This is a genomic window from Lactococcus sp. LG1074 (genome assembly GCF_017309525.1).
In the GTDB taxonomy this organism is placed as follows: Bacteria; Bacillota; Bacilli; order Lactobacillales; family Streptococcaceae; genus Lactococcus; species Lactococcus petauri.
Genome location: NZ_CP071293.1, coordinates 793,446 through 818,477, shown reverse-complemented (window position 1 = coordinate 818,477; position 25,032 = coordinate 793,446). Strand labels below are relative to the sequence as shown.

Annotated in this window: 25 protein-coding genes; 6 read left to right on the top strand and 19 right to left on the bottom strand. The window is 37.8% G+C overall.

Translation table 11 applies throughout. The annotated features are described in order from the left end of the window. Positions 1–55 precede the first annotated feature (55 nt). Complete coding sequence (locus J0J36_RS04105; protein ID WP_019291875.1) at positions 56–622, top strand: TetR/AcrR family transcriptional regulator; 567 nt, start codon at positions 56–58, stop codon at positions 620–622. Here J0J36_RS04105 and whiA read toward each other — a convergent pair. From whiA to J0J36_RS04070, 7 genes are all read right to left on the bottom strand, one after another. Beyond that, the gene (gene whiA / locus J0J36_RS04100; protein ID WP_019291876.1) at positions 619–1,539 is read right to left on the bottom strand and encodes a DNA-binding protein WhiA; all 921 of its coding nucleotides are present in this window, start codon (positions 1,537–1,539) and stop codon (positions 619–621) included. The genes J0J36_RS04105 and whiA overlap by 4 nt on opposite strands. Then, positions 1,536–2,522 carry a YvcK family protein gene (yvcK, locus tag J0J36_RS04095; protein WP_019291877.1) on the bottom strand — a complete coding sequence of 329 codons (987 nt, stop codon included), beginning with the start codon at positions 2,520–2,522 and terminating at the stop codon, positions 1,536–1,538. Before yvcK ends, whiA begins: the two co-directional genes overlap by 4 nt. Continuing rightward, the gene (rapZ, locus tag J0J36_RS04090) at positions 2,519–3,409 is read right to left on the bottom strand and encodes an RNase adapter RapZ (protein WP_019291878.1); all 891 of its coding nucleotides are present in this window, start codon (positions 3,407–3,409) and stop codon (positions 2,519–2,521) included. The genes yvcK and rapZ overlap by 4 nt, the downstream gene beginning before the upstream one ends. 47 nt (positions 3,410–3,456) lie before the next feature. Further along, positions 3,457–4,902, bottom strand: coding sequence for a cardiolipin synthase (cls, locus tag J0J36_RS04085; protein WP_019291879.1), 1,446 nt, complete (start codon positions 4,900–4,902; stop codon positions 3,457–3,459). A gap of 308 nt (positions 4,903–5,210) precedes the next feature. Then, on the bottom strand, positions 5,211–6,704 hold the full coding sequence (lsa(D), locus tag J0J36_RS04080) for an ABC-F type ribosomal protection protein Lsa(D) (protein ID WP_206886791.1): 1,494 nt from the start codon (positions 6,702–6,704) through the stop codon (positions 5,211–5,213). Between the two features lie 53 nt (positions 6,705–6,757). After that, positions 6,758–6,919, bottom strand: coding sequence for a hypothetical protein (locus tag J0J36_RS04075; RefSeq protein WP_019291881.1), 162 nt, complete (start codon positions 6,917–6,919; stop codon positions 6,758–6,760). A gap of 279 nt (positions 6,920–7,198) precedes the next feature. Further along, complete coding sequence (locus J0J36_RS04070) at positions 7,199–8,533, bottom strand: amino acid permease (RefSeq protein WP_206886790.1); 1,335 nt, start codon at positions 8,531–8,533, stop codon at positions 7,199–7,201. Between the two features lie 478 nt (positions 8,534–9,011). Between J0J36_RS04070 and J0J36_RS04065 the strand changes: the two genes are divergently transcribed. Beyond that, complete coding sequence (locus J0J36_RS04065) at positions 9,012–9,821, top strand: Cof-type HAD-IIB family hydrolase (protein ID WP_019335346.1); 810 nt, start codon at positions 9,012–9,014, stop codon at positions 9,819–9,821. Further along, positions 9,818–10,741 carry a LacI family DNA-binding transcriptional regulator gene (locus J0J36_RS04060; RefSeq protein WP_017369743.1) on the top strand — a complete coding sequence of 308 codons (924 nt, stop codon included), beginning with the start codon at positions 9,818–9,820 and terminating at the stop codon, positions 10,739–10,741. The genes J0J36_RS04065 and J0J36_RS04060 overlap by 4 nt, the downstream gene beginning before the upstream one ends. A 45-nt stretch (positions 10,742–10,786) precedes the next feature. Here J0J36_RS04060 and J0J36_RS04055 read toward each other — a convergent pair whose 3' ends face one another. Genes J0J36_RS04055 through J0J36_RS04045 form a run of 3 tightly spaced genes read right to left on the bottom strand, consistent with a single transcriptional unit; the run spans position 10,787 to position 13,758 of the window. Next, positions 10,787–11,560: a DUF1295 domain-containing protein gene (locus J0J36_RS04055; protein WP_153924696.1), complete on the bottom strand. Its 774-nt coding sequence runs from the start codon at positions 11,558–11,560 to the stop codon at positions 10,787–10,789. Further along, positions 11,557–13,350, bottom strand: a complete 1,794-nt coding sequence (locus J0J36_RS04050) for a DAK2 domain-containing protein (protein ID WP_019291885.1) — start codon at positions 13,348–13,350, stop codon at positions 11,557–11,559. Before J0J36_RS04050 ends, J0J36_RS04055 begins: the two co-directional genes overlap by 4 nt. A 12-nt stretch (positions 13,351–13,362) precedes the next feature. Further along, on the bottom strand, positions 13,363–13,758 hold the full coding sequence (locus tag J0J36_RS04045; protein ID WP_046401201.1) for a DUF2177 family protein: 396 nt from the start codon (positions 13,756–13,758) through the stop codon (positions 13,363–13,365). 203 nt (positions 13,759–13,961) lie between these two features. Between J0J36_RS04045 and J0J36_RS04040 the strand changes: the two genes are divergently transcribed. After that, positions 13,962–15,119 carry an ABC transporter permease gene (locus tag J0J36_RS04040; RefSeq protein ID WP_019291887.1) on the top strand — a complete coding sequence of 386 codons (1,158 nt, stop codon included), beginning with the start codon at positions 13,962–13,964 and terminating at the stop codon, positions 15,117–15,119. 33 nt (positions 15,120–15,152) lie between these two features. Here J0J36_RS04040 and J0J36_RS04035 read toward each other — a convergent pair whose 3' ends face one another. From J0J36_RS04035 to J0J36_RS04020, 4 genes are read right to left on the bottom strand one after another with little or no spacing between them, the layout of a single operon-like run. Continuing rightward, positions 15,153–15,665, bottom strand: coding sequence for an Asp23/Gls24 family envelope stress response protein (locus J0J36_RS04035; RefSeq protein ID WP_019291888.1), 513 nt, complete (start codon positions 15,663–15,665; stop codon positions 15,153–15,155). 31 nt (positions 15,666–15,696) lie between these two features. Further along, a complete protein-coding gene (locus tag J0J36_RS04030) occupies positions 15,697–15,882 on the bottom strand; it encodes a DUF2273 domain-containing protein (protein WP_019291889.1) in 186 nt (61 codons plus the stop codon). 11 nt (positions 15,883–15,893) lie between these two features. Next, positions 15,894–16,451: an alkaline shock response membrane anchor protein AmaP gene (gene amaP, locus J0J36_RS04025; protein ID WP_019291890.1), complete on the bottom strand. Its 558-nt coding sequence runs from the start codon at positions 16,449–16,451 to the stop codon at positions 15,894–15,896. Between the two features lie 32 nt (positions 16,452–16,483). After that, positions 16,484–16,726, bottom strand: coding sequence for a GlsB/YeaQ/YmgE family stress response membrane protein (locus J0J36_RS04020; RefSeq protein WP_019291891.1), 243 nt, complete (start codon positions 16,724–16,726; stop codon positions 16,484–16,486). Between the two features lie 204 nt (positions 16,727–16,930). On the opposite strand from J0J36_RS04020, the gene J0J36_RS04015 reads away from it, so the two are divergent. Then, positions 16,931–17,476 (top strand): hypothetical protein, encoded by a 546-nt coding sequence (locus J0J36_RS04015; protein WP_019291892.1) that lies wholly within the window; start codon positions 16,931–16,933, stop codon positions 17,474–17,476. 64 nt (positions 17,477–17,540) lie between these two features. Here J0J36_RS04015 and J0J36_RS04010 read toward each other — a convergent pair whose 3' ends face one another. The 5 genes from J0J36_RS04010 to J0J36_RS03990 form a co-directional block, all read right to left on the bottom strand. Beyond that, positions 17,541–17,780 carry a CDP-glycerol glycerophosphotransferase family protein gene (locus J0J36_RS04010; protein ID WP_230625243.1) on the bottom strand — a complete coding sequence of 80 codons (240 nt, stop codon included), beginning with the start codon at positions 17,778–17,780 and terminating at the stop codon, positions 17,541–17,543. Between the two features lie 116 nt (positions 17,781–17,896). Then, positions 17,897–20,008: a DUF6056 family protein gene (locus J0J36_RS04005; RefSeq protein ID WP_153924694.1), complete on the bottom strand. Its 2,112-nt coding sequence runs from the start codon at positions 20,006–20,008 to the stop codon at positions 17,897–17,899. Between the two features lie 350 nt (positions 20,009–20,358). Continuing rightward, the gene (locus J0J36_RS04000) at positions 20,359–20,943 is read right to left on the bottom strand and encodes an isochorismatase family protein (protein WP_019291895.1); all 585 of its coding nucleotides are present in this window, start codon (positions 20,941–20,943) and stop codon (positions 20,359–20,361) included. 24 nt (positions 20,944–20,967) lie between these two features. Next, positions 20,968–23,403: a ribonuclease R gene (gene rnr, locus J0J36_RS03995; protein ID WP_019291896.1), complete on the bottom strand. Its 2,436-nt coding sequence runs from the start codon at positions 23,401–23,403 to the stop codon at positions 20,968–20,970. Between the two features lie 257 nt (positions 23,404–23,660). Then, positions 23,661–24,290 (bottom strand): NUDIX hydrolase N-terminal domain-containing protein, encoded by a 630-nt coding sequence (locus J0J36_RS03990; protein WP_019291897.1) that lies wholly within the window; start codon positions 24,288–24,290, stop codon positions 23,661–23,663. 244 nt (positions 24,291–24,534) lie between these two features. Here J0J36_RS03990 and J0J36_RS03985 point away from each other — a divergent pair, with 244 nt between their 5' ends. Continuing rightward, complete coding sequence (locus J0J36_RS03985) at positions 24,535–24,777, top strand: NINE protein (protein WP_019291898.1); 243 nt, start codon at positions 24,535–24,537, stop codon at positions 24,775–24,777. Positions 24,778–25,032 lie beyond the last annotated feature (255 nt).

Here is a 25,032-nt window from a genome sequence, read left to right as displayed (position 1 = left end):
AGTACAAACGAAAAGATATAATACATATAAAGTATTCTTTTGTGGAGGCGAGAAAATGAATCAAACAGAAAAAAAGAAAAAAGCCATTCTTGAAGTGACTTCTAACCTACTACGAGAACGCTTAATTTCAGATATTTCTATGGATGAAATTGCTCAACTGGCACAGGTCTCTAAGGTCACAATTTTTAAATATTACAAGAATAAAAATAACTTGATGAATATCGTTATACGAAATGCACTTAATTTTATGATTGAGGAAATTCAACACTTGGTAAACACGAAGGAAAATTTTCGTGAGACTTTTCGCCAGGTTTCGCGTTTTAAAATAAAACAGATCCATATGATGACGGATATTTTTTTGCAAAACATGATGAATCAATACGCTACTGATCCTAACTTCTTTGATACAGATATGCGACATATTCAACATCTTGTTTATCAAAAACTCTTTCAAAAAGGGCGTGCAGAAGGACAAATTTCTCCTGATTACACGGATGAGGATCTGATTCTTTTTATCGATATTATGAGTGAAGGAATGAAAACAATCCCTTTGGAAAGGGCACTGAAGCGCCCTGAGATTCTTACTGAAATGTTTTTAAATGCACTAAAAAAAGCGGATTAATTTCCGCTTTTTTTTATTTCTTCAGCTAAGGATGTCAATTTTCGTAACCGGTGATTCACACCTGATTTACCCAACGGTGGATCCAAAAGTTGCCCTAATTCTTTGATGGTCGCTTCAGGGTGAGCAATCCGAGCATGAGCAACCTCTGTAAGTGCAGGCGGCAAATTTTCCAGCTCTTTCTTCTCTGCCAAATATTTAACTGCCGATATTACATCTTGTGCTGCCGACACTGATTTGTTTATATTTGCCGATTCAAAGTTGGATTGACGGTTTGCCAAGCCACGCATTTCACGCATTATTTTTGCATCTTCAAATTTTAAACGTGCCTTCATCGCTCCAATTAAGGTCAAAAAGTCCATGATTTCCTCTGCTTTAGATAAATAAAGGATATAGCGATTCTTCCGCGCAATGACACGCGCATCAAATCCGAAATTATTAAAAATATCTTTTAAGTCTTCAGCATGTTCCTGATACACACTAGAAATAGACAACTGATAATCGCCTTTTTCTGGATTATGCATCGAACCACTTGATAAAAAAGCCCCCCGCATATAATCTTCTTGTGCTTGTTGGTCATACTTCACTGACTCAGGAATACCCGAATCCAAAAACATCAGCGAATCCGACAGTTGCAGTTCATTGAGCAACTCATTAACTTTATCTTCAATAAAAACGGTGTACACTCTATTTTTGGAAAGTGTTGTTTTCTGATGCACCCGAATTTCAGCACGTATTTGATAAATTTCAAGGAGCATCTGATAGATATACTTTGCGGTAGCTGCATTTTCAGTAGACAAAGACAAGGTCAAACCTCCAGAAATACCCAGAGATCCATTCATGCGTATTAAAGCGAGTAAAGTTCCTCGACTTGCTTTTTGACTCGTGAGCTCTTTTTTTATTTCACTCGTAAAACTCATTCTTTTTTTCTCTCACAACGTGCACTGATACCCATGATTTCTGAAGCAATGGCATCACCATTATGGAAGGCTCCTCCATTAACCAACTGTAAGAAATCATTTGAAATAATGTTAACTTCTTCATCTTTGAGTGCTTTAAAGTCATGAACAACTTGGACCAAATACTCATCGAATTCATTTGAATTCATATACTCTTCTGGCACTTCCGCACTATTTACAAGTACGGTATCAATCACACGAGTGCCTAAATGTTCATGGATAACACGCACATGATCTGCATCACTAAAGTGCTCAGTTTCCCCGCGTTGTGTCATGATATTGCAGACATAAATGATACGAGCTTTTGTTTTAAGTAAGGCTTCACCAATTTCTGGGATGACTATATTTGGTAAGATTGAAGTAAAGAGGGAGCCAGGCCCTAAAACGATCGTATCTGCTTCCATTATAGATTGCACCACCTTTTTAGAGGCGCGTGGGCTCTGGCCTGTGTTTGTCTCCGTCAAATAAACATGATGAATCAAGCCATCATAATCAGCAATTTTACTTTCACCTTCAACTTCGTGCCCATCATTAAAAACAGCATGCAAGGTCAGTGCCACATCACTGGAAGGATAAACATTGCCACGCACGTGGAAAAATCGTGCTAAAGTTTGTACTGCTTGATAAGTTGAACCTTGCATCTCACCAATCGCAGCGATAATCAAGTTACCTAAAGGATGGCCAGCAAGTTCTCCATCGCTTGCATCAAAACGATATTGCAGAATATCTGCATAAAATTTGGGCATGTCGCTCATGGCAATAAGAACATTACGCAAGTCTCCTGGCGGAGCAATATTAATTGCTGAACGCAGGCGACCTGAAGATCCACCATCATCTGCTACTGTTACAATTGCGGAAAGATCAATATTTTCTTGTCGCAAAGACTTCAAAATGACGGGAATTCCAGTCCCGCCTCCTATAACTACTACTTTTGATTTGCTCATGATCGATTAACCGTTTCTTTCCGTCTATCCTTATCTCTGTGGCTAGTATTTAAATGCCAGTCTTCTTTAAGAAGTGCTTTGGATACGCGTTCAGCAAATGCGACAGATCGGTGTTGCCCACCTGTACAGCCAAAAGCAATTGTCAATACAGATTTTCCTTCTTTTTGGTAAGCAGGAATAATCGGCAAGAGCATGTTCATTAAATTTTTATAAAATGCTTCAGAAGCTTCTTGATTCATGACATAGTTGAAGACTTCTTTATCTTGCCCTGTTTTATCACGAAGCTCTGGAATGTAGTGTGGATTTGGTAGAAAACGCACATCAAAGACTAAGTCTGCATCCATAGGCAAACCGTACTTAAAGCCAAAGGAAACAACTTCGATACGAAATGGAGCTTCTTTTGTTTCTGAAAAGCGCTCAAGAATACGAGCCCGCAAATTACGTGGTGTGAGCTCACTTGTATCGATTACAACTTCAGCCAAGGACTTCAAATCCGAGAGAATTTCGCGCTCTTGCGTAATCCCATCCAATACACGTCCATCAATAGCGAGCGGATGTGAGCGACGTGTTTCTTTATATCGTGCAACCAATTCAACATCACTTGCATCAAGGAATAAAAGTTTAAAATTCACTTCTGGTAGATTTGAGAGTTCTGCAACGATACCACGTAAACGGTCAAAGAAGATACGTGAGCGCATGTCAACAACCATTGCAACTTTGTTTATTTTACTGTCGGGTGTATTGAGAAGCTCAACAAATTTTTCAATTAAGTTAGGTGGCATATTGTCAACGGCAAAGTAGCCCATATCTTCAAAAGATTGAATGGCTACAGTTTTACCTGCACCTGACATCCCGGTAATAATGACAATATTCAGTTTGTTATCCATGTTTTTCTCCTCTTTCTTATTAAAGTATAAATAGGATCATTTTTTGTTTAAAGCATTGGACTAATGAGCCTTGCAAGCCCTTCTTTGAAGCGAATGCTTGTGCTTCGCTCTTCATATATCTCCATGGTCAATCGCTTGCTGACTTCAAGGTCTTTCTTAAAGTCTTCCCGTAATTTTTGCGAAATATCATAATCGTAAAGGACCATATTTCCCTCAAAACAAAGTTGGAGACTTCGATTGTCGAAGTTTGCTGATCCTACAGATGCATACTCCCCATCGATAATGAGCGTTTTAGAATGTACAAAGCCCTTCTCATAAGTATAAACCTTTGCTCCCATCTTAAGCAAGTCAGCTGCATAATAATAGGTCGCCCAATAAACCAATGGATGATCCGGTTTGTTAGGAATCATGAGCCGAACTTCCACCCCAGATAAAAGGGCTAATTTTAAAGATTCGTGCAGGGCATCATCGGGCACGTAATAGGGTGTTTGAATAATGATTTCACGTTCTGCACTGTTTATCATCTTCATATAGGTCATTTTTATTTGCGCTTTGACTTCGTCTGGACCAGAGGTCACAAACTGTGTAATGATCCGATCTTCTTCTAAGGCTGCTGGGAAGTACTCTTCTGCTTCTGATATTTCAAACTTATGCTGACTGTTCCAATCCATAATAAAGCGATTCTGCAACGAGTACACAACATCGCCTGTTAAACGGAGATGGGTATCTCGCCAGTAGCCAAATTTAGCCGTTTCTGTTGCATATTCGTCTCCCACATTGAAACCACCTGTGTAACCAATTTGACCATCGATAACGACAATCTTACGGTGTAGGCGATAATTTGTTCGCGGGTTGATGAGGGATAAAATCAGTGGAAAGAAATAGGACACTTCTCCACCAGCTTTCGTCAATTCATCAAACTCACGCATTTTTGTCTTATTGCTTCCCCAAGCATCAATGAGTACTTTCACTTCAACACCACGTTTTACAGCTGCAGTAAGAGCATTCGTAAGTTCCCTTCCCAGATGATCCATCCGAAAAATGTAATACTCTAAATGGATGTGATGTCGGGCATTATGAATATCATCAAGTAGTGCATCAAACTTTGCACGACCATCTGTAAAGATTTTCACTCCGGTATTTGCTGAAATAACGGCTTTTTCTTCAACAAAAAGCATATGAATCAGCTGTGTGATACCATGATTTCTCGTTATTTTTTTTATAAATCCCTCTTCGTTATACACTCTCCAAGTACGTTTCAATTGCTCTTCAAATCCCACACGAAAGGCACGCTGCACCTTAAAAATGCGATAGTGTGCAATGCCACGACCAACTAAGATATATAAAATAAAGCCAAAGACAGGTAGAAGATTGACCACAAAGAGCCAAGCCCATGTTGTTGAGGTGCTTTTTCGCTCGCGAAAAATAATGGTCAATGATAAAAAGAAGTTTAGGACAAAAATAGATAGTTCAACAATGGCAAGAATCCCCAAAATAAAACTCCTTTTTCTAAAATTATTCTTATCTAATTATAGCAAATTAAGGACTGTTTCGCTTTTATTTTAGGTAATAATGCTTTTCGTAGAGTTTTTATTCAAAAAAAGTAAAAACGCCCGCTTCACCAACGGACGTTCTTACTTTTGTAAACATTTTATAGGAAAGTTTGCTCTTGGATAGAGAGCAGTGTCTTTAAAATAACGCGCACGTAAAACGCTTTCATTCTTTCGACTTCTTTAGTATACAGGAATAAAAGGAACATGTCAAGAAATCTCTAAATTTTTTCAAATAAAAAAGCAGTGTGCTAAACGCTGCTTTTTACGAGTTCGATTTGGATATCTGCTACTTGATCAACAAAATACTGATCGTGCTCAATGACGAGCATGCTGGGCTTGCTGTTCTTTATCATTTGAATGATTTGCTCTTGATTAAAAACATCAAGATAGTTGAGCGGCTCATCCCAAAGATAAATGTGCGCTGGCTGACTTAAGGCGCGAGCGAGTTCGACTTTACGCTGCTGTCCTTGACTCATATTTTCGATTTTTTGCTCAAAAACTTTGCGCTCTACGCCTAACTTGCGCAAATTGTTAAGGAAAAGTTCTAATTCTAAGTTTTCTTCTTTAGCAAATTCATTTAGGAAACCTTTGTTATCTGCAAGCTGCCTTACTTCGGAAATGACCAAGTTATGAGCCAACTCAAATGAACCAGCATAACGTCCATTAAAGTCTCCAGTGAGGACTTTCATTAATGAAGACTTTCCTCGACCGTTTTCTCCTGTTAGGGCAATTACTTGGCCTTGCTCAAGTGTAAAAGACACAGGTTCAAAAAGAAAGACTTCAAAGCCAGCCGTTAAATTATCCACTGTCAGTAAGCGTTTTTGATGGCTCTCTAAGACACTCATTTCCAAGCCAGGTACTTCTTCCCAATTTTTTAGAAGTAGTTTCTTGTCAGCGATATCCTCTTTCATGCGCTTTTCGAGATTTTTAGACTTTTGCATCATATTTGCTGCTTTTCGTCCAATAAAACCTTTATCAACACGTTTGGTTTCTGAATCAAATCCTCGCTTCTTACGGGATTTTGTTGCTTCTAAATTGCGTGACCACGCTTCTTTTTCACGCGCTGTTTGCTTCAATCTACCGATTTCTTTCTTGAGTTTATCGTCTTGCGCCTTTTCCGTTAGATCGCGCAAACGTTTTTCCTCCTCGTAGACAGCAAAATTACCTGCATACACTTGTAAATCCGCACGTTCTATCGCCATTGTATGATCCGTTGTTTTATTAAGAAATTGACGATCATGTGAGATTAAAATATAGCCTTTCTTTTCTGCCAAATAGGCAGCAATTTTCTCACGTGATGCCTTGTCAAGATGGTTGGTTGGTTCATCTATGAGCGGATAATTGTGCTCATCCAAGAATAGAACTGCTAGCAGCATCTTTGTCTGCTCTCCACCAGAAAGACTATTGAAAGGACGCCATAAAGTGTCTAAGTCAACCCCCATTAATGTTAATTCACGTTCTAGTTTCCACTGCTCAAAGTCAGCTAATTCCTGCAAGACAAATAAGGTCAACTGCTCTTTATCATTAATCGTCTGAGGAAAATAAACAAAGCTCTTATTTGTCTTTATGTCAATGTGTGCTTCCACTTCTCCGAGAAGGATTTTTAAAAGTGTAGTTTTCCCCCTCCCGTTACGGCCAACTAATCCCAGCTTCCATTGATCATCAATATTAATACTTACATTATCAAAAATAAGCTGATCGGTATAGCCAAATGTTAAATGATTTATTTTAATGTTCGACATTTTTCTCCTATTCTAAAAGCTTATATGCTTTTTAAACCACACTGTTCTCATTTTTAGCTAAAACCTATCGTATAATGCTGCGAACTTGTGTGGGCTTTTGTTGCATGTTTAAGGCCTTTTGCCTGTATTTTCTTACCTGTTTGAACAGGTATTTTTTTCTGTGCTGCTTTAATTTTCTCTAATCGAGCTTGCATCTCTTTCTGTTTTTTATTCAAAATAAAAACTCCTTTTCTCTATTTTCGCATCCACAAAAATAGAGAAAAGGAGTTCAAAATAAGCCCAAAAAGGTCTTTATTTTTGAAAGTCTATTTCTATAAATCATGAATGCGAAAAAACATCTGCGGTCTTTCTTGCAGAACCGCTTTTAACGTTTTTTCAATTTTCATGACTTATAATTTCAATAGACCTTACCTCGCTTTTATTATTAAGATAAGTTTATCAAAACAAAAAAATACTGTCAAGAAAAATACTTGACAGTTTATTGTTTCATTTATTTACTCTTCTTTTTTACGATAGCTTAAAAGGCTAAGAAGGCAGACGACTAAGGCAAATACAGAAATTCCCCACGGATTTGAAATCACAACATTGTAGCCCACAATAAGCAGTACAATTAAAGTAAGGATGGAAACCGTCTTGACAAACCAACCACCAAGTCCTGTTTTAAAATAGAAAATAATCGCCGCAATCAAGAGCATCATCCATACAATAAGAATCGTATAAGAGATTGATCCTGCAAGATAGACAAAAAGATTATCGCCAAAAATAAAGGAGAGAATAGCTCCGATAAAGAGCATGCCTGAGCAAAAGATGATTGCTGCGACAGGGATTTGTTTCTTCGAGAGTCTACCTAGCGTTTGTCCGATTGGACCCTTTGCATCTTTGGCCCGTGAATAAACCGAACGTGATGTGGCATAAATAGCCGAGTTAATAACAGAAAAGAGAGCTAAAATAATAACAAAGTTAACAATCAAAGCTGCCCCTGGAATCCCAAGTTTTTCAAAAAATAAGACAAACGGGCTTTCTTTTGTTGTACTCAAAAACTTCCATGAGTAGAGCTCCACAAAGATAAACATTGGAATAACATAGAAAGAGAAAATACGGATAATAACTCCTCGAATCGCTCTTGGTATAGCTTTCTTAGGATTTTCTACTTCTGCAACCGTCAAGGCGATAAGTTCTGATCCACCATAAGAATAAAGAACGATAAGCATGGAATTAAACACTCCCTGCATGCCATTAGGCATAAATCCGCCATAAGTATTCATTCTTCCAAGGCCGTCACTAAGGCCGAGATGGAAAACTTGAGTAGCGACTAAATAAAGTCCCACAACAATCAAAATAAGAATGACAATAATTTTTGTCCAAGCCAGCCAATACTCTGTTTCTGCAAAGACACGTACTGAATAAAGGTTTAGCCCCAAGGTAATAATAGCTACTATAAGTACAAAAATCCACGATGGAATTTGGGGGAGCCAAACTCCTAAAAATTGAGCAATGGCTGCTGATTCTGCTACCATAACAGCCATCCATAAGGACCAATAAACCCAGTCTGTAAAGTGGGCAAATCTTTTTCCCACATAAGGGGAGATGAGCCCTGCTAAACCAACAGTGTTCTCTTTTTGATGAATGATTATTTGGCCAACACCATGCATCACGACATATAAAATTACGCCAGCTAAAAGATAAGCAATCATTACCGCTGGACCAGCGGCTTGGATGGCGTTACTGGAACCAGCAAATAAGCCCGCTCCAATGGCGCCACCAAGTGATAGCATAATCACATGTCTCGTCTTCATTGAAGACTTCAGTTCTTGATTAGAATTTTCCAAGTAAAATCCCTCATTTCTATTTTTTTTGCTTCTTTAGTTTTTTATAAAAAAGGTAAAGCCCTGCTTGGATCACGATAGATTAACTTTAATGGTTTAACAAAAACTAAAGAGCGGTTAAATTCAAAAAGAAAAAGCCGGGTAATTTACCCGGCTTTTTATCACGGGCACAGATACTTTTTGAGAATACTCAAAAGTTGTATCTATGCCAAGCATAAACACAACTTATCTGCGCCAAAAGAAATAGACTGTCAATGGAAGTGTTTTGCTCATGTGATTTTCTCCTTTATGAATTTAAAACTTATTATACGTAAAAATATTTTAAATTGCAAGAATTTATACAGAATTATGTGAAAATTTATGAAATTCCAGTTTTTCTCCTCAATTTATCTTCCAAATCGGAAAAGCATATCGCTTGACATGGAACGCGTTTCATAAATTACAATGAAAGCATCAAAAAAAACATAAAGGAGATTTAACGATGATTAAACACATTTTTACAGACATGGATGGGACACTTCTCGATACACGTGGCAGCCTTTCTGATACAAATCGCTGGTCAGTCTGCCTGAGTGATATCCCCGTTAGCCTTGTTTCCGCACGAAGCCCGATTGAGATGGGCCCTATATTGAATAAACTTCAGCTAAAGACACCACAGATCGCTTTCAACGGAAATCTAACTTTTACTCAAAATGATTTTGGGATTCAAGTGATTGAAAAGCACACCTTACCGGCTGATATTGTTTCCGCTCTTTTGGATTACTTCTCTTCAAACTTTCCAAATGTAAGCCTCAGCTGGTACAGCTTGGCACATTGGTACATTAAGAAACAGGACAAGGGAGTTTTCTTCCAAAAAGCCCTTACTGGAGCTGAACCACGTATTAAAGCATTTGACGGACAATCTGAAATCTACAAAATTATGCTGATGTCTTTCAACCCTGAAGAAATGCTACAAATTGAACAAGCTTTAAAAGAGCTGGATATTCCTGATATCCATGTGACTCGTTCCACAGTACATACTTTAGAGATTACATCTGCTGAAAAAACTAAGGCTGATGCTGCGGAAGCTATTTTGGAAGAAAAGGAAATTAACTTTGAGGAAATTGCTGCAATCGGTGATGGACATAACGATATTCCGCTCTTGAAGGTTGCCGGTCTTCCTATCGCAGTAGATAATGCTAGCGAAGAAGTGAAAGCCCATGTTAAAATAGTGGTAGCTAAAAATACAGATCACGGTGTAACTGAGGCGCTCTCAGCTATTCGTGAAATCAACGAACAGGTAACCTTATGACATCTCTTTCTGATATTGCCAAACTTACTGGATACTCCAAAGCCACCGTTTCTCGTGTGCTTTCTGGTAATGGCTATGCCTCTCAACACACGCGTGAAGAAATCTTGAAAACTGCTGCCGAATTAGACTATGCGACAAATGCGATTGCTCAAGAATTGGCATATGGAGCTACACATAATATCGGTGTTGTACTTCCTTACATCAAGTCACCCTTTTTCAGCAAAATTTTAGAAGGAATCCTTGAGAAAAGCTTTGAAACAGGATATAAAATTATTATTCTCCCCTCAAACTATAATCAGGATTTAGAAATTGAATATCTAGAAAAATTACGTAAAAAGGCCTTTGAAGCCATCATTTTCACTTCACGTCAAGTGCCTGAAGAGACGATTCTTAAATATCAGAAATATGGTCCTATCGTGCTCTGCTACAAACCTGAAAATTCAGGGATTCCAGCAACCTATGCAAATCGAATCCCTGCTTATCGTGAAGCCTTTGAATGGCTCAAGGAGCAACACTGTTCAAATATTGGCTTTCTCTTATCCAGAGGTAAAAGTCCAACAATCTCAACTACTCTACAGGCTTACAAGGATGTTTACCAACTTGAAGCAAGACCAGAGCAGATCAAATCAGGCCTTATCTCATCTGAGGATGCTTATCGCTTTGCTCCACAATTGACACAATTTGACGGAATTTTTGCTAATTCCGACGAAATTGCGGCCAATGTCTGGCGTTGGTTTGAAGAGCAAGGACTTCCTAAACCGATTATTGTAGGACAAGAACGTTTGCTCGCTGGACAATTGCTCAAATTACCCACCATTGACAACCATTGCCGTCAAGTCGGGCGGATGGCTTTTGAGCAGGCTGTTTCAAAAGCAAATAAACAGACCTCTGTTAACTCTGAGTTTATCCTTGAACGTTAACTGAGGCGTGACATAAAAATCCCAAGAAATTTATCTTGGGATTTTTTACAGTCCTTTCTTGCCGATGAAAGGGAAAAATTTAGGGGTGACTTGTGCATATGCTTGAAAATCTTTGCGCGCTTTGTATTTCCTTTCAAGTAATGGGACTCCAGAAACAAATAAGAGTAAACCAGTGATTAAAAGTGGACTCACGATCAACCAAAGATCAGAAATGTCTGTAAAAGCGATCAAGAAGATGCCCCACCAACATGCAGCTTCTCCAAAATAATTCGGATGTCGTGTCACTGACCAGAAGCCGCTGGTCAGTAATTTTCCTTTGTTTTCTTTATGCTTCTTAAACTGTTCCAGTTGCCAATCACCTATTACTTCAAAAACAAAACCTATCAGCCAAACCACTACTCCAAGAATTTGCCACCAGAAAATTTGACTTTCCGGGCGGTGATTGCTTTGCATGATTGGCAGCGCAATAATAAAAAGTAAAAGGTACTGAACCATAAAGACGGAGAAAAAAGCCTTTAGTTTTGGCGCGTGACTCCCCCATCTGCGGCGCATGTTTGTATAGCGATAATCTTCGGGTTTGTTCCAATTGCGTCGGGCTAAATGAACGAATAACCTCACACCCCAAAGCCCAACCAAAACCAAAATTGCTCTATTTTGCATGGTTATTTGAGTATTGAAGAAATAGCTTAAACACGCTGTTAAAACAAAACCTCCGCCCCATGCTATATCGATTAATCCGTAGTTTTTCTTCTGGTCTGCTACTTTAAACCAGCAAATAAAATAAACAAGCAAAACCCCTAAAACTATTCCATAAATCATAACTGCTCCTTTGTAATTCCAGCGACAGCGATACTTCCCGCTCCCGCAGAGATAGCAATGGCAGATGAACTCTCAATCACCTTATAATCATTGCCTGTTTTTTCTTTTAATATTTTCTGCCAATCTTCTATATCACCTTGGGCCAAGACATGAGTCAGAGCAATATCTTCAATCTGTCCACTTTTTGCTAAGGATTGGATTTTTTTGAGTATTTTTTTCATACTTTGCTTCTGACTTAAGGAAGCACCGATGAGTTTCCCATTGCCCGTTTTGTCTAGACTAATTATTGGATGAAGTGAGAGTTTTTGAGCTATTGCTCCCAAAGACTGAGGAATTCTTCCTGACTGTATCATCGGAGATAAGTCAGCTACTGCCACATAGATGAAGATTCTTTCACGTAGCTGCTGGATTTCTTGCACAAGCTGTCGGATAGGAACTTTCCTCTCCGCAAGTTGGGCTGCCCGTTGTACAAGTAAACCTTGAGCAACAGAGTTTAATCGTGAATCAATGAGATGAATCCAGTTTTTCGAATAATTTTTTTCTTTGATACGTTGCTCAATCAACTGATATGTGCCACTAAGTTGTGACGCTACCGTGATAACAAGCACATGTTCATACTTACCTTCCAAAAAAGAGAAAAGCGCATCAATCGTTTGGATGCTTGGCTGTGAAGTACCCATCTTAAGATTTTCATCTGCTTTTTCTTTGATGAGTTGTGCATTAATTGTCAACTTGTCTAGAAAATTTTGGTCTCCCACAGTGACATTTACAGGTAAAACATGCACTTGATGTGCAAGCACAAATTCTTGAGGTAAATCAGCAATAGAATCTGTAACAATCGCTATTGGAGCTAACATTTGTTGAGAAATTTCGTACTGTAGGCGCATATCGTCTACTTTTTGGTAGATAATTTGTCCGTATTTTTCTAGCTTTGCCAAGACCTTTTGAGGCTCATTAGTGTGCATATGGATTTTTAACTGTTTAGCATTTCCTGCAGTAACCATTGAATCGCCCTTTTCTTGCAGTACTTCTCGTAATTGAAGTTCAGAGATTTGGGGTGCTTTGATGATAAATTCGGAACAGTATCTGTAACGCGGTGCTTCAGCTATGATATGATTTACCGAAAGTTCTTTAACCCTCTCTAGACCGTCATCTGCCTCTTCATCCCCAACTTTTAAAACTCTACCACAGTAAAAGTCTGTAAAACCAAGGATAAAATAATAAAAACCTTTCGCCCCTGCATCTACCAACTTATTTTTCCGTAACAAAGACATTTGAAATTGCGTAGCATTTAGTGCTTCTTGTGCTTCTGCTTTTGCTTCTAACAAGGCCTCTTCAAAGGAGTGATTCAATCTATAATTTTTTTCCAGTGTAATAGACCAGGCACGCATTACTGTTAAAATAGTCCCTTCCTTAGGATCTATTAACGAACTATAAGCTTTGTTTACAGCTTGTTCTAAAGCTTCCACAAAACTTTCAAAATTCGTTTCTGCTTTCTGGTAGTTCTCAGCCACAGCACTTAAATATTGGGCAAAAATGATTCCTGAATTTCCTCGAGCACCAATAAGTGCAGCTGCTGATATCTCATCTAAAAGAATATCCATAGGATAATTTTTCATCGGCACATTGTCAATAATAGCTTGCATTAGTGAGGCAAGATTACTACCTGTATCTCCATCTGCCACAGGGAAAACATTTATTTTATTCAGCTCTTCTTTCTGAAGGATTACTTTTTCTGCCCCAGCTCTAAAACTCTGTAACAAGCGATAATTTTCATTTTTTTCTCCCACTTCTTTCTCCTTCTAAAGCTTTGCAGCAATTATATAAGTGAGTGTTGCACTAAGGGAAGTCACAAAACTCCCCCAAATAATATCAACAATTGTAATTTTCAATGGCCAATCGCTCAATGTCGCAAGATTTGTCAAATCATATGTGGCATAACATACTGCTCCAAAAAAAGCTCCGGCTAAAAGAACATAAGAAAGGCTTTCTTTTTCTTGTCCAGGTACCAAAACAAAAAATACAAGTGCAGCCACATAAATAAGATAAAAAATGACGGCAGGCAAAAGTTTGGTTTGCCCCATCAGATGGCCAATGTATGGTTGATAAAATTTTTTATTTGCAAAGATTAACCATAAACTATCTAAAATAAGGAAAATTACTGCATTGATTAAAAACAACTTTAAAAATTGAAACATCTTATACCCCTTTTCCACTTCGTATCCTACTCGGCAACCGATTTCATTTCATTAATTTTAACACTTCTCTTTAAAATTAGCGAAAAACTTAACTCAAATCTTTCAATTCAGAAAATTTTCATTTCTTAAATGAATCGGAGAAGTTAAATCGTTAAAATATTGATATAATAATAAGAATAGGAGTTAAAAAATGGAGAAGATAAATGAAAAAAATAATTGAAATTCCGGATGATGTTGCGGATAAATTTGAGCAACAAAACTATAAAATGTCAGTCGAGCAAAACCAGATTGTCTTAAAAAGTGACGTTGATCAGCTTGATGCACAAAATTTTTCTTTACACTATATGCTTATTCCCAGTTTATTAAGTTTAGTTATCTCGCTACTTACTTTCTTTTTAAGTGGTCATTCTCAGATTAATTTTACGGGCGGGCGGTATCATTCTGTCGCTGGAATCAGCATGCTGTGTGCGACAATTATTGGCTTTGCAACCTTCCTTTGGGTTTATGCCAAGCAAAATACCTCACCACAAAAACGCATGCTTAGCCGTATAAGAGAACTTGTCACAATCAGCCTTGCCTATACCTTGATTGTTTTTGCGATTCAAGCATTAATTTGGTACATTTTGGGGATGACCTTTGTCGGAGTAACTCTCGATCGCTTCACAGCTTCTTTTGTAGCTGCTCTCTTTTCAGCTATTGTTTTTTACTTTTTGATTCTTTTTGCAGCCTCTGTTAAAATTTCTCATCTGATTATCTTATTGTTTATTACCTTTATTGGTGGTATTTTCCTTTCCATGGCCACTAATGGTCAAAATGGCTGGTGGCAATACAACTTTAGCTTTTTAGGAACAGGTGAAGCTAAAAATCAGTGGCAATTTAATTTTACGATGATTTTTTCTGCTTTGATGCTATTAACGATCACTGATTATTTATTTATGGATTTTCAAAAAAGCGACTTGTACAATTTCAAAGTCAAAATTGTTCAAGCTTTCTACTATGTCATTGCTCTGTTTATTGCTGGTGTAGGTATTTTCCCCGCTCAATCATGGACAATGACCTTTCACAATGCCTCTGCGTATGGTATTGTTTTGTGCATTATTATCTTGATAGTATTAAGTAAATATCTGTTACCCCAAATTTCGAAAGAATTTCTCAGCATGTCAGCTATTGTTTTCGTCGCTCTTGTTACTTCAGCAATTTTATTTCTGAAAGTTCATTATCTGTCTCTGACGGTTTTCGAGATTATTGCCTTTGCAATTTCCTTTACATGGTTGGTTCTGATGATTAATGCTCTCCAAAAAATGCTTCATGAGTCGAGTATCTATCAAGTCAAAGTTGTCCAACTAAAGGAAGAGATTTAATAAAAAAAATAAGGAGAAAATCTCCTTATTTTTTTATTTTACACGTGGTTCATCATCATCGCTGACTTTGTCTTTCACTTGATCAACTTTTTCCGAAGTAAATCGTCCTGTTGATTTTGCGGCATCGCCTACTTTATCTTGAAGGCTTTGTTCATCTTGTTTTTGTTGTTCTTTCGTTTTAACATCGATAACATCTACGTTAACTTCTACAACTTCAAGGTCTGTCATGCCTTTAACTTCTTTTGAAACAACTTCTTTTATATTTTTATAAATGTCAGGAACATATTTCTTATATTCAGCTACGATTTTAAGATCAACCGCAACTTGTTGTTTACCAACTTCGACACCTACACCAGAAGTTACATCGTCCGTATTTACGAGTTTTCCTGTGAGATTAGACAGGAAGCCACCATCAACTGCAAGCAAGCCGTCTACTTTTTCCAAGGCAAGTCCTACGATTTTTTGAATCACTTTATCTTCATAAGTTAAAGTTCCACTTACTGCATCAACTGAGTTATCCAAAGTTTTTTTGTTTTCTTGTACCATAGCTTCTCCTTTTTATTTATAAATTATTTAATTATTTTTTACCTATTTTATCAATATATCCTGTACGTTCGAGATAGAAACCAATATAACTACCAAGCGCGATGAGTAAAAACAGTAAGAGCATCTTCCAAAAACCAATTGTAAAGATACAGATAGCGATGATTGCTCCAATTGCCCCACCTATAATTGGATATTGATATTCTTCTAAAAGATTCATCTAACCTCCAATCATAACACACGTGAACTGCTTTTACTCTTTGGTGTTACAGCGTTCACTTTTATTTTCAAACTTAAGTGATGATTTACCCCGAGAAACTCTTTCAAGCCCTTACGAATTTCTTCTTCAATAAGCAAAGCCTTTTCTGAAATTTGCACACGAGGTATAATCTCACCTTTAATCGCAATTTTAATCTTATTTTTACCTAGCAAAGTATCGATTTTCGGATCTTTAATATAACCATTTTCTCTGAGCGTTTCTCGCACAAAGCCTTCAATCGCAGATTTTTTAAGGAGCAGTTCTCCTCTACCTTCTCCTAAGACAAAGCCTGTATATCTTCTTGGATAGAAGATAATGACAAGTAAAAGAATGAGTAAGAGAATTCCTAAAATACCTGTTGCAAACAAGAAATATGTAGGCAAGTAAGGTCCAATATAAGGGACCTGCGCCATATCTGTAATTGGTTGGACTATATTAAATTTCCCGAGTGTGTAAAGAAACAGTGGTAGGATGATTGTAATAAGAAATAAATCAACTAAAATTAGAATAATTTTTTTTCCTTTTGACACATTTCCTCCTCCCGTTTTACTGCAGCTACTGTTTAATCGCCCATTTTACTTAAGAAGAAAGAAACAACAGCTACCACGATAACGGCACCGATAATGGAAGGCATAAGCGCCATACCAGCTAAACTAGGGCCCCATGATCCCAGTAAAGCTTGACCAACAGCAGAACCCACGAGACCCGCTAAGATATTAGCAATCCATCCCATAGACTTCCCTTTGCTTGTGATTGCACCCGCAATCACCCCGATAATTGCACCAACGATTAATGACCAAATCATAAAGCACCTCTTTCTTTCTATTTATTATTTTTTCTATATAATAATTCTAACAAAGTTAAAAAACGCTTACAAATTATTCGACTTATCTTTTTTAGATGACAGTTTTTTCTTCATTAACTTTTAATTTATAGATAATTAATCAGGTTTTTGAGAGACAATATGTTATACTGGAAGAAAGAAAAGGAATTTTAAGGAGTCTTACATATGAAAAAATTTAAATTATCATTACTTTTAGTTAGTTCATTAGCTGCTGTCTTGCTACTGACAGCTTGCAGCAACACAACTAGCGCAAAGAAAGACACATCTTCTGAACCTTCTAGCTCTGTTAAAAGCTCAAGTGAAAGTACAAGTAAAGCCAGCAGTTCAGAAACAACAACTACAACATCTGAGAGTTCAGATGCCAGTTCAACTTCAGATTCCACAACAGCTACTTCTGAAGCCCCAGCTACATCTGAACAACCGTCTGAACCTGCAACATCAGAAAGTTCAGATCAGGGCTGGGTCGATAACTCAAATAATCCAGTAGAAAATAACGGTGCAGGTGGTCATAGTCCTCAGGCTGACCCTAATGCAACACCATCTAGCTCTGAAACAACTCCCAACGGACGTGCTTGGGTCTTGGTTTATGTAGATAAAGCAGGCAACAAGCATGAGTCAACAGTTTCAACATCATACAAGGAACTTCAAGATAAAGCAAATGCTCTCCTCGCTTCAGGTGAAGCAACATCTTATTACTTCATTCAAAAATAAGGATAAAAGTAAAAAAATAAGCCATTTAGCTCTAGTCTAATGGCTTTTTTTATGTAAATTTTATCTACAAGCTCTGGTTCATAATTGCTTCAATCAACTTAAGCACACGTTCTGTTGCTTTGCCATCGCCATAGTTATATGTTTTCTTGAAAAAGAGAGCTCTTTCTTTTTGGTAGGAAGCACTATCTGTTGCTTGGAGCGCTTGGATGAGCTCACTTTCATTAAAAGTAACCTCTCCGGGAAATTCTTGCAGATAATCGATCGTCAAACCTGGTTTTTTAGAATAACTTTTATAGTCGGGCACATAAGCAATAAACTCAAAAGAAAATAAACTTATAGAAGGCACTAAAAAAACTCAAGGTATCGAAGAAATTATTTCTTCTATCTACTTGAGTTTTTTGTATTTTTCACCCTTAATACTTATCTTCCCTGTCGTTGTTTAAGAAAAATATCATAAACCACAAAAATTAATAACCCAGCAACTACGCTATAAAAAGTCGAGAAGCTTCCTAGATTTTTCCAAAATGGAATTTTGGTTACTTCTACTGTTTTATTCCAAGGTGTCTCTGCATCAATGGTAATACGAGTTGTTTTTGATCCATTGCTACTGTAGCCTCGTGGCAATTGTACGGTGAGTGTTTCTCCTGTTTGGCCTTCAATGTTTGTGATGGAAATATTTTTTTGATGTTTATCATTAAAGAAAAGTGTGATGGTATGAAGTGTAGGCTTGACATGAATGTCAATGGTCTGATCGAAACGTTTATTAAAAATATAAGATTTAGGATTATTTGATAGTATTTCATAGCCTGCAGTTGCTGCATGAGAAATATCATAAGCTTCATTATAAGGTGAAGTGATTTGCTCTGTTGCAACGATTTCATCCTTGTTTACATCGATATAGCGAATAAGCGCGTTACGAAGCCAAGGTTTATCTGCCGGTAAGTTTTTGTTATTTGGTTTAGGATTCTTAGTAATGGTTGTTTTTGCTGCCGAAGTTTTAGCAGTTTGCTCACGTTTTAAGACCTTATCAGTATTGAAAGGAAGAATCTTGCGTTGGAAATAACCAAAATATTTATTGTAAGCATTCAGAATGTTATCAATAGGTTGAGCATTCTCTAAGTTTACTTTTGCCATTGGCACTGTATCATCCAAATAGACTTTCTCTAGCCCATAATATTTGGCAAACCATGTGTTCGCCCATTCTTTTTCTGGGTGCTCACTTGAAACCAAATAAGGCGTCCCAAAATAAGCATTAAAGTCGTTAGAAGTCATCGGAATCCCAGGTACGCGGACGGAAGTTTTACCCTCTTCTTTTGCTTTTTGGGCTATAGATTGGGCTGTATAAAAATATTCATATGAATTTTTGATGTCTTTTAAATTATAGTCATAGCTGGGCAAACTCACAAAGCTTAAGCAAAGAATGGCAATGCACAAAGGCACATTGGTCCAAGAGCTTTGTGTATGTAACTCCTGCCATGCTTCAATCATCATTAATAAAGCTATGATAAACAGAATATTACTTGCAAACCAAAGACGGGCAGGTGTGATGGGCGATGCCAGGATTGCAGCACAACCTGCAAGACCTGATACCAGAAAGATAAGTCCTCCATGCCAGAGATAACATGCTTTTTCTTGGAGTTGCTTCCGGTTAAAATAAAGAATTCCCCCAAATACAAGGATAGGCAGTATCAGAAAACCAGAATAATGCGCAGTTCCCAATATGATATCGAGGAAACGTTGGCCTAAACCGGAAGAAGCACCGTAGTTCTGCGTTTCAGCAGATCCTGATGATAAGATGACTTGCATCCCAAAACCAAAGGCGGCAGCTAAGGTTCCTAAAATCTGCGCCACCGTGTTTCCGTTTGTCGATTTTTTAAAATTATAAACCGTAAAAATGAGAACAAGCAATACAGTTGTCGCGCCACCGACTTCATTTGTTAAGCCTGCTAAAAGTCCCAAAACCGGGAGATAGTATTCTTCCCAACCACGTTTTGTACTTACATTAAAACGGTAGGGTAATAAAAAGAGGAGTATGATTACTGTGGCCCACAGGTAATTTGCAGCTCCACTGACCCAAAGCACTGTGCTGCCCATCCCCGGAATGAAAAACCACATCAACAGAAAAGTTAACGTCAGATGCAAAGGTTTTAAAAGTACCTTTTTACCACTGATTATTACATTCAATAACAGCCCAACCAATACATAAATACTGGCATTAAGGATATTGAAAATTCCTTTAGGAAGCTGCATCGCTAAGATTTCGAAAATTATCGAAGTCATGCGGGCATTCCATAGTGTCATGTGCGTATAGACTGCTGAAATATAATCACCAATATTATGATATTCACTCAGATGTTCACTTGGCCAAGCACCTGTATAGATAAAGTGATACAAAAAATCATCGCCCGTGTAGCCTGTAAAGCGGTTGAGGTTCAAAATAAAAATAAAGGTCAGTCCTAAAACAACTATGGTTGCTATTGTGCATAATATATTCCAACCACTTGTTAAATTAAATCTTGTCCTATTTTCCATGTTCAATATCCTTAAATAGCTTATATAAGCCATCTTCTATTTCTTCCGTATTTTAAGCCGGTTAAGGTTTGGCTTACTGTCTTTTTTATCTTATTATCGGACATTTTCCCACTTTAAATCATTACTTACACTTTCAAATAAATGTGAAAAAATCACCGTTAACATTATAGCAAAAAAATGTGTCAATTTTACTTTATGAAAAAAATAACATACTGTTACGGTGATTTCTTTTATCTTCTCCAACTTCTTATCAATTGTCTAAAAATATAAAAAGCTCAAGATGCAGAAAAGCCTGTGCTCTTCTACATCTTGAACTTTTCAAATCACCAAAACCTACTGTTCTCTATGGTCTAATCCTGTATCATCTTCAAGACTTGCTCTGTCGAGCGGACGCGTCCTAAGCGTGTAAAGATACCGTTAACGATGCCTCTATGTAGTGCCCCATTAAAGTCTGTCATTGCATCTTCAACAGCAATCACATTATATCCATGTTGATAAGCTTCACGCGCCGTTGTATCACAACCTATCGTTGTAGCAACACCTGTCAAGATAATGTTTTCAATGCCTCGTCTACGTAACTGCACATCGAGATCTGTCCCATAAAAAGCGCCCCAATTGTGCTTTTTGACATGGATTTTATTTTTAACCTCTTCATCATAAGCCAGAGGAGAAACAAATTGGCTATAATTGTCGGGAAGTGGACCAGAAGCACTTATATTTGTATCTGTAAGCGGAGTGAGCATTTCTGGCCCATAATTTTTCACATGCACAAAAACGATAAGTCCTGCTGTATTTTTGAACTTGTCCAGCAATCTATCATTTTTGTCAAGAATTTCTTCCTTACTATAGGGTTCAAGCTGTGAACGATTTACAATGCCTTCTTGTAAATCAATCAGGACCAAGGCCGTTTTCTCAAGATTCAATTGTTCTGACATAGGCTTTTCTCCTCTAAAGTATTTTTATTTTTTCGATTTTTTCTTCGTATTATTTCCGAATTTTCCTTTTGCTGCATCCGCATAGAAAGGCTTCTTCTTTTTCTTTTTATTTGGTTTTTTATCGAAATCGTTTTTACGTTCTCGATCCTCATCCTTGGATTTTCCTCTGTATTTTTTGTTTTTGTTATTTTCAGAGAAATTTTTTCCGTGTTTTGAGGCTTTACGTTCCTCTTTATTTTCGGAACGATTTGCTTTTGGTCTACGGCGTGGGCCTTTTTCTTTTTTAGATTTTAAATTACTTTCGACAACATCGAGATCACTCTTGATATATTCAAAGTCGATATCACCGGTAACTTTATCCGCTTTAGTAACTTGGATTTTGATGGGTTGACCAATTCGGAAGACAAGTCCTGTTTTTTCTCCCACAAGCGCCATCATACGTTCATGAAAGTTCATATATTCACCTTTAATAGTAGAAATATGAACCAAACCTTCAATAGTATTTTCAAGCTCAATAAACATCCCAAAGCGAGTAACGCTAGCAATAACACCTTCGAACTGTTCACCGACATGTTTTTCCATAAATTCGGCTTTTTTCATCTTTTCAACTTCACGTTCAGCATCGACAGCACGGCGTTCACGGTTACTTGATTGTTGAGCAATTTCCGGTATTTTTTCGGCCCAATATTCGATGGTCTTTGGACTTGGTTGAGCCATCTCACGAATTAAGCGGTGCACGATCAAGTCAGGATAACGACGAATCGGACTGGTAAAGTGCGTATAGTTTTCTGCTGCCAAGCCAAAGTGACCATAGTTGTCTTCCGAATAGCGTGCTTGTTGCATCGAACGCAGAAGCATCGTTGAGAGAACCATTTCTCCTGGTTGGCCTTTCACTTTTTTCAAAAATTCTTGCAAGGCTTTTTGACTAACTTCTGTCGAAGTGCCTTTGACTTGCAAACCAAAAGTTGCAGCAAAGTCGATAAAACGGGTCATTTTTTCTTCTTTTGGATGTTCGTGAATACGATAAATCCCTGGTAAATGACGTGCTTCAAAACTGCTTGCAACTGTTTCGTTAGCAATCAACATGAAGGACTCAATCATTCGTTCTGCTGTTCCACGACTGCGCTTACGAATTTCGATAGGCAAGCCATTTTCATCAACGATGATCCGTGCTTCCATCGTTTCGAAATCAATCGCTCCACGGCGGCGGCGCATCGCTGCCAAAGCTTCGTGAAGTTCAGACATAATTTCTACGGATTCTTTAATTGCAGCATATTTTTCTAATGTTTCCTCGTCACCAGCAAGCATAAGGTTAACATCATCGTAGGTCATACGTTCTGTCGTCTTGATAATGGAAGGACCTATTTGTGATTGAAGGACTTTTCCTTCTGGCGTAATCTCCATCACACAAGACTGTGTCAAGCGATTAACGCGTGGGTTGAGTGAACAGATACCGTTTGAGAGTCGTTCAGGCAACATTGGCACGACACGATCAGCCACATATACTGATGTTCCACGCTCAAAAGCTTCACGGTCCAAGGGCGAATTTTCAGTGACATAGTGTGACACATCTGCAATGTGAACGCCCAACTCATAGTTACCATTACCCAAGCGTTTGATATGCACAGCATCGTCTAAGTCTTTTGCATCAGCGCCATCGATAGTGAAAGTAATCTCATTACGATAGTCCACGCGCCCCATGATATCTTTTTCATCAACTTCTTCTGGTACAGCGTTCGCTTGCGCCAAAACGTCTTCTGGAAATTCAGAACGAATACCAAGTGAAGCTAAAACTTCAAGAACATCGATTCCTTTATCACCTGCTTGTCCGACAATTTCGACAGCCAAACCTTGCATACTTTTGGGATTTTTCTTATCTGGATAAGCGGTAATGTCAACACGAACTACTGCTTTATCTTCTGGTACCAAGCCCTTATCTGTCAAAAAGACATGATAAGGCAACTTTTTATTGCGTGATTTTACGTAACCGATACGATTGAACTCTTGACGTTCTTTTTCGTCAAATTTGACAAAAGTTCCGACAAGCTGAGTAACCGCGCGCTTTAAAACCTCTGTAACTACCCCTTCAGCACTTGTGCCTTTTAAAGGATTAGCATTACTTTTCAGTTCGACTTTTACTTCATCTCCTTCAAGAGCAAAAGCCGTTCTTCCCTTAGGAATAAAAACGTCAGGCTCATCAGAATCCACTGTTACAAAACCAAAACCGTTCGCATTAGCACGGAAGATTCCGACGAGTTCTGCTTTTACTTCGGCTAGTGTGACTTTTCCATTTTTTGTAAATTCCAGTAATCCTTCCCCTTCAAGAGCAGCTAAAGTTTTAACAAATAGTTTAAAATCTGAAGCCTTTGTTAGGTCAAGTTCCATTGCCAGTTCTTCTACAGCATAGGCTCTCTTTGGATGTTTTTTAAGTTCATCCAATATAACTTCTTTTATTTTCATGTTTCTCCAATATTTCTTTTTCTCTATGCACTTTGGTGATTCTTTTCAATCCCAAGAACATACATTATTATTTTAAAAATTAAAATGCGGACTGTCAGCAGCCCGCTACTTTTTGGTTCGATAAACGTAAAATCTCCACTGATTTCTCCGTAATCGTTTATTCAATAGGGGCAATCATCCTAAACAGCCCAATCTTTTTCATCGTCCGCATGGAATAATGATATTATAACATATTTGATATTTTCGTGAACCACCTTTTACTGCACGCGATCAAATCTTGCTCCTGCTGTTGGATGATTATGATATTCAAAAGCTTCCAGAAGATCCTCACGTGTGTTTCGATCCACAGAAATATTCTGCAAGTTTTTAACTTCTTCCCGCGAGAAAAAGCGTGCCTCCGAAGTTTCTAATCCCGGATGCAACTCAAAAGTTTTGGGCTCACAATAAAAGAAGAGCTTATAAACATAATTCAAGCTTTTAGGATAAGGATGTTTGGCCTTATCAACCAGCTTAAACAACTGTAACGGTATCACTTCAAGCCCACTTTCTTCTCTTACTTCTTTTTGAGCTATTTCTGCGGGAGAATAACCGACATCTGCCCAACCACCAGGTAAAGACCATTGTCCTTCAGTTTTTTCTTTCACAAGTAAGAGACGGTTATCTTCAAAGACAACAGCTCTTACATCCACTTTGGGTGTGACATAACCTAAATCCTCATTAAAGAAGGATTCCAGTTCATTTTTTGAGTAAGAGGTCAACTTTTGAGAAATTTCAAAGAGAATTTCTTTCATTTCTTCTAATCTTTCTCGGTCATGCACATCTTTATTATAATACAAAGAAGTGTTTACAAGAGCTTTAAGTTTTGCTAGAGCTTGAGTTGTATCCATTTTTTATCCTCCTTCTCTCATTTTATCACACGTACGGGATGATACAAAAAGTATTTATTATTAACTAAATGAAAGAGTATATTTTATTGAAAAATTTTTATTAAATGTTTGAATCTTGGGGAGCTTGTCTATATAATGAAAAGAGTAAGAGATAAAAAAATGGGAACAAATCATATCGCAAGCTAGTCTCTTGAAGAATGAAATACGTGCGCAAATCACGCTAAAAGGGTAAGGAGAAACTTTTATGAATGAAAAGAAGATTAACAAACATATTTTTGTTTGGATTGGAAACTTTTTAGTTGGACACTTTGGCGTTGACCGCTTTATGCGTGGTCAAATCGGCATGGGTATCTTTAAACTTCTATGTAACTGGATGACTTTTGGTATTTGGTCACTCACCGACTGGATAATCTCCCTCGTGAAAGCTTACAGTACATATAGTGACACAGACGATATTACCTTTATCGATGGTAAATATTCACGATAAATGAAAAAGCATCCTCATCTTCAAAAGATAAGGATGTTTTTTGCGGGATTACTTAAAACGTTGTCCACGCTTTCGTCTTATCAACCGAATAACTACACCCGATAAGCCACAAAAGAGAGCACCAACGGAAGCTATCGCTCCCAGCCCTTCTAAAAATAATTTGTGAGAGTGTGCGCCATAGCTAAATAAAACAAGACCAACTGCTATTATGACAAGCCATGTACTGCTTATTCTGATCCGATCGTCCATTGTGTT

Bases quoted from the DNA above. Each gene is read 5' to 3' on its own strand.
- J0J36_RS04065 (WP_019335346.1), top strand. From the start codon at position 9,012: ATGATTAAACACATTTTTACAGACATGGATGGGACACTTCTCGATACA.
- J0J36_RS04015 (WP_019291892.1), top strand. From the start codon at position 16,931: ATGAAAAAATTTAAATTATCATTACTTTTAGTTAGTTCATTAGCTGCT.
- J0J36_RS04045 (WP_046401201.1), bottom strand. From the start codon at position 13,758: ATGTTTCAATTTTTAAAGTTGTTTTTAATCAATGCAGTAATTTTCCTT.
- J0J36_RS04020 (WP_019291891.1), bottom strand. From the start codon at position 16,726: ATGATTTGGTCATTAATCGTTGGTGCAATTATCGGGGTGATTGCGGGT.
- J0J36_RS04055 (WP_153924696.1), bottom strand. From the start codon at position 11,560: ATGATTTATGGAATAGTTTTAGGGGTTTTGCTTGTTTATTTTATTTGC.
- J0J36_RS04035 (WP_019291888.1), bottom strand. From the start codon at position 15,665: ATGGTACAAGAAAACAAAAAAACTTTGGATAACTCAGTTGATGCAGTA.
- J0J36_RS04030 (WP_019291889.1), bottom strand. From the start codon at position 15,882: ATGAATCTTTTAGAAGAATATCAATATCCAATTATAGGTGGGGCAATT.
- yvcK (WP_019291877.1), bottom strand. From the start codon at position 2,522: ATGAGCAAATCAAAAGTAGTAGTTATAGGAGGCGGGACTGGAATTCCC.
- J0J36_RS04000 (WP_019291895.1), bottom strand. From the start codon at position 20,943: ATGTCAGAACAATTGAATCTTGAGAAAACGGCCTTGGTCCTGATTGAT.
- J0J36_RS04105 (WP_019291875.1), top strand. From the start codon at position 56: ATGAATCAAACAGAAAAAAAGAAAAAAGCCATTCTTGAAGTGACTTCT.
- rnr (WP_019291896.1), bottom strand. From the start codon at position 23,403: ATGAAAATAAAAGAAGTTATATTGGATGAACTTAAAAAACATCCAAAG.
- J0J36_RS04060 (WP_017369743.1), top strand. From the start codon at position 9,818: ATGACATCTCTTTCTGATATTGCCAAACTTACTGGATACTCCAAAGCC.
- J0J36_RS03990 (WP_019291897.1), bottom strand. From the start codon at position 24,290: ATGGATACAACTCAAGCTCTAGCAAAACTTAAAGCTCTTGTAAACACT.
- whiA (WP_019291876.1), bottom strand. From the start codon at position 1,539: ATGAGTTTTACGAGTGAAATAAAAAAAGAGCTCACGAGTCAAAAAGCA.
- J0J36_RS03985 (WP_019291898.1), top strand. From the start codon at position 24,535: ATGAATGAAAAGAAGATTAACAAACATATTTTTGTTTGGATTGGAAAC.
- J0J36_RS04040 (WP_019291887.1), top strand. From the start codon at position 13,962: ATGAAAAAAATAATTGAAATTCCGGATGATGTTGCGGATAAATTTGAG.
- J0J36_RS04005 (WP_153924694.1), bottom strand. From the start codon at position 20,008: ATGGAAAATAGGACAAGATTTAATTTAACAAGTGGTTGGAATATATTA.
- rapZ (WP_019291878.1), bottom strand. From the start codon at position 3,409: ATGGATAACAAACTGAATATTGTCATTATTACCGGGATGTCAGGTGCA.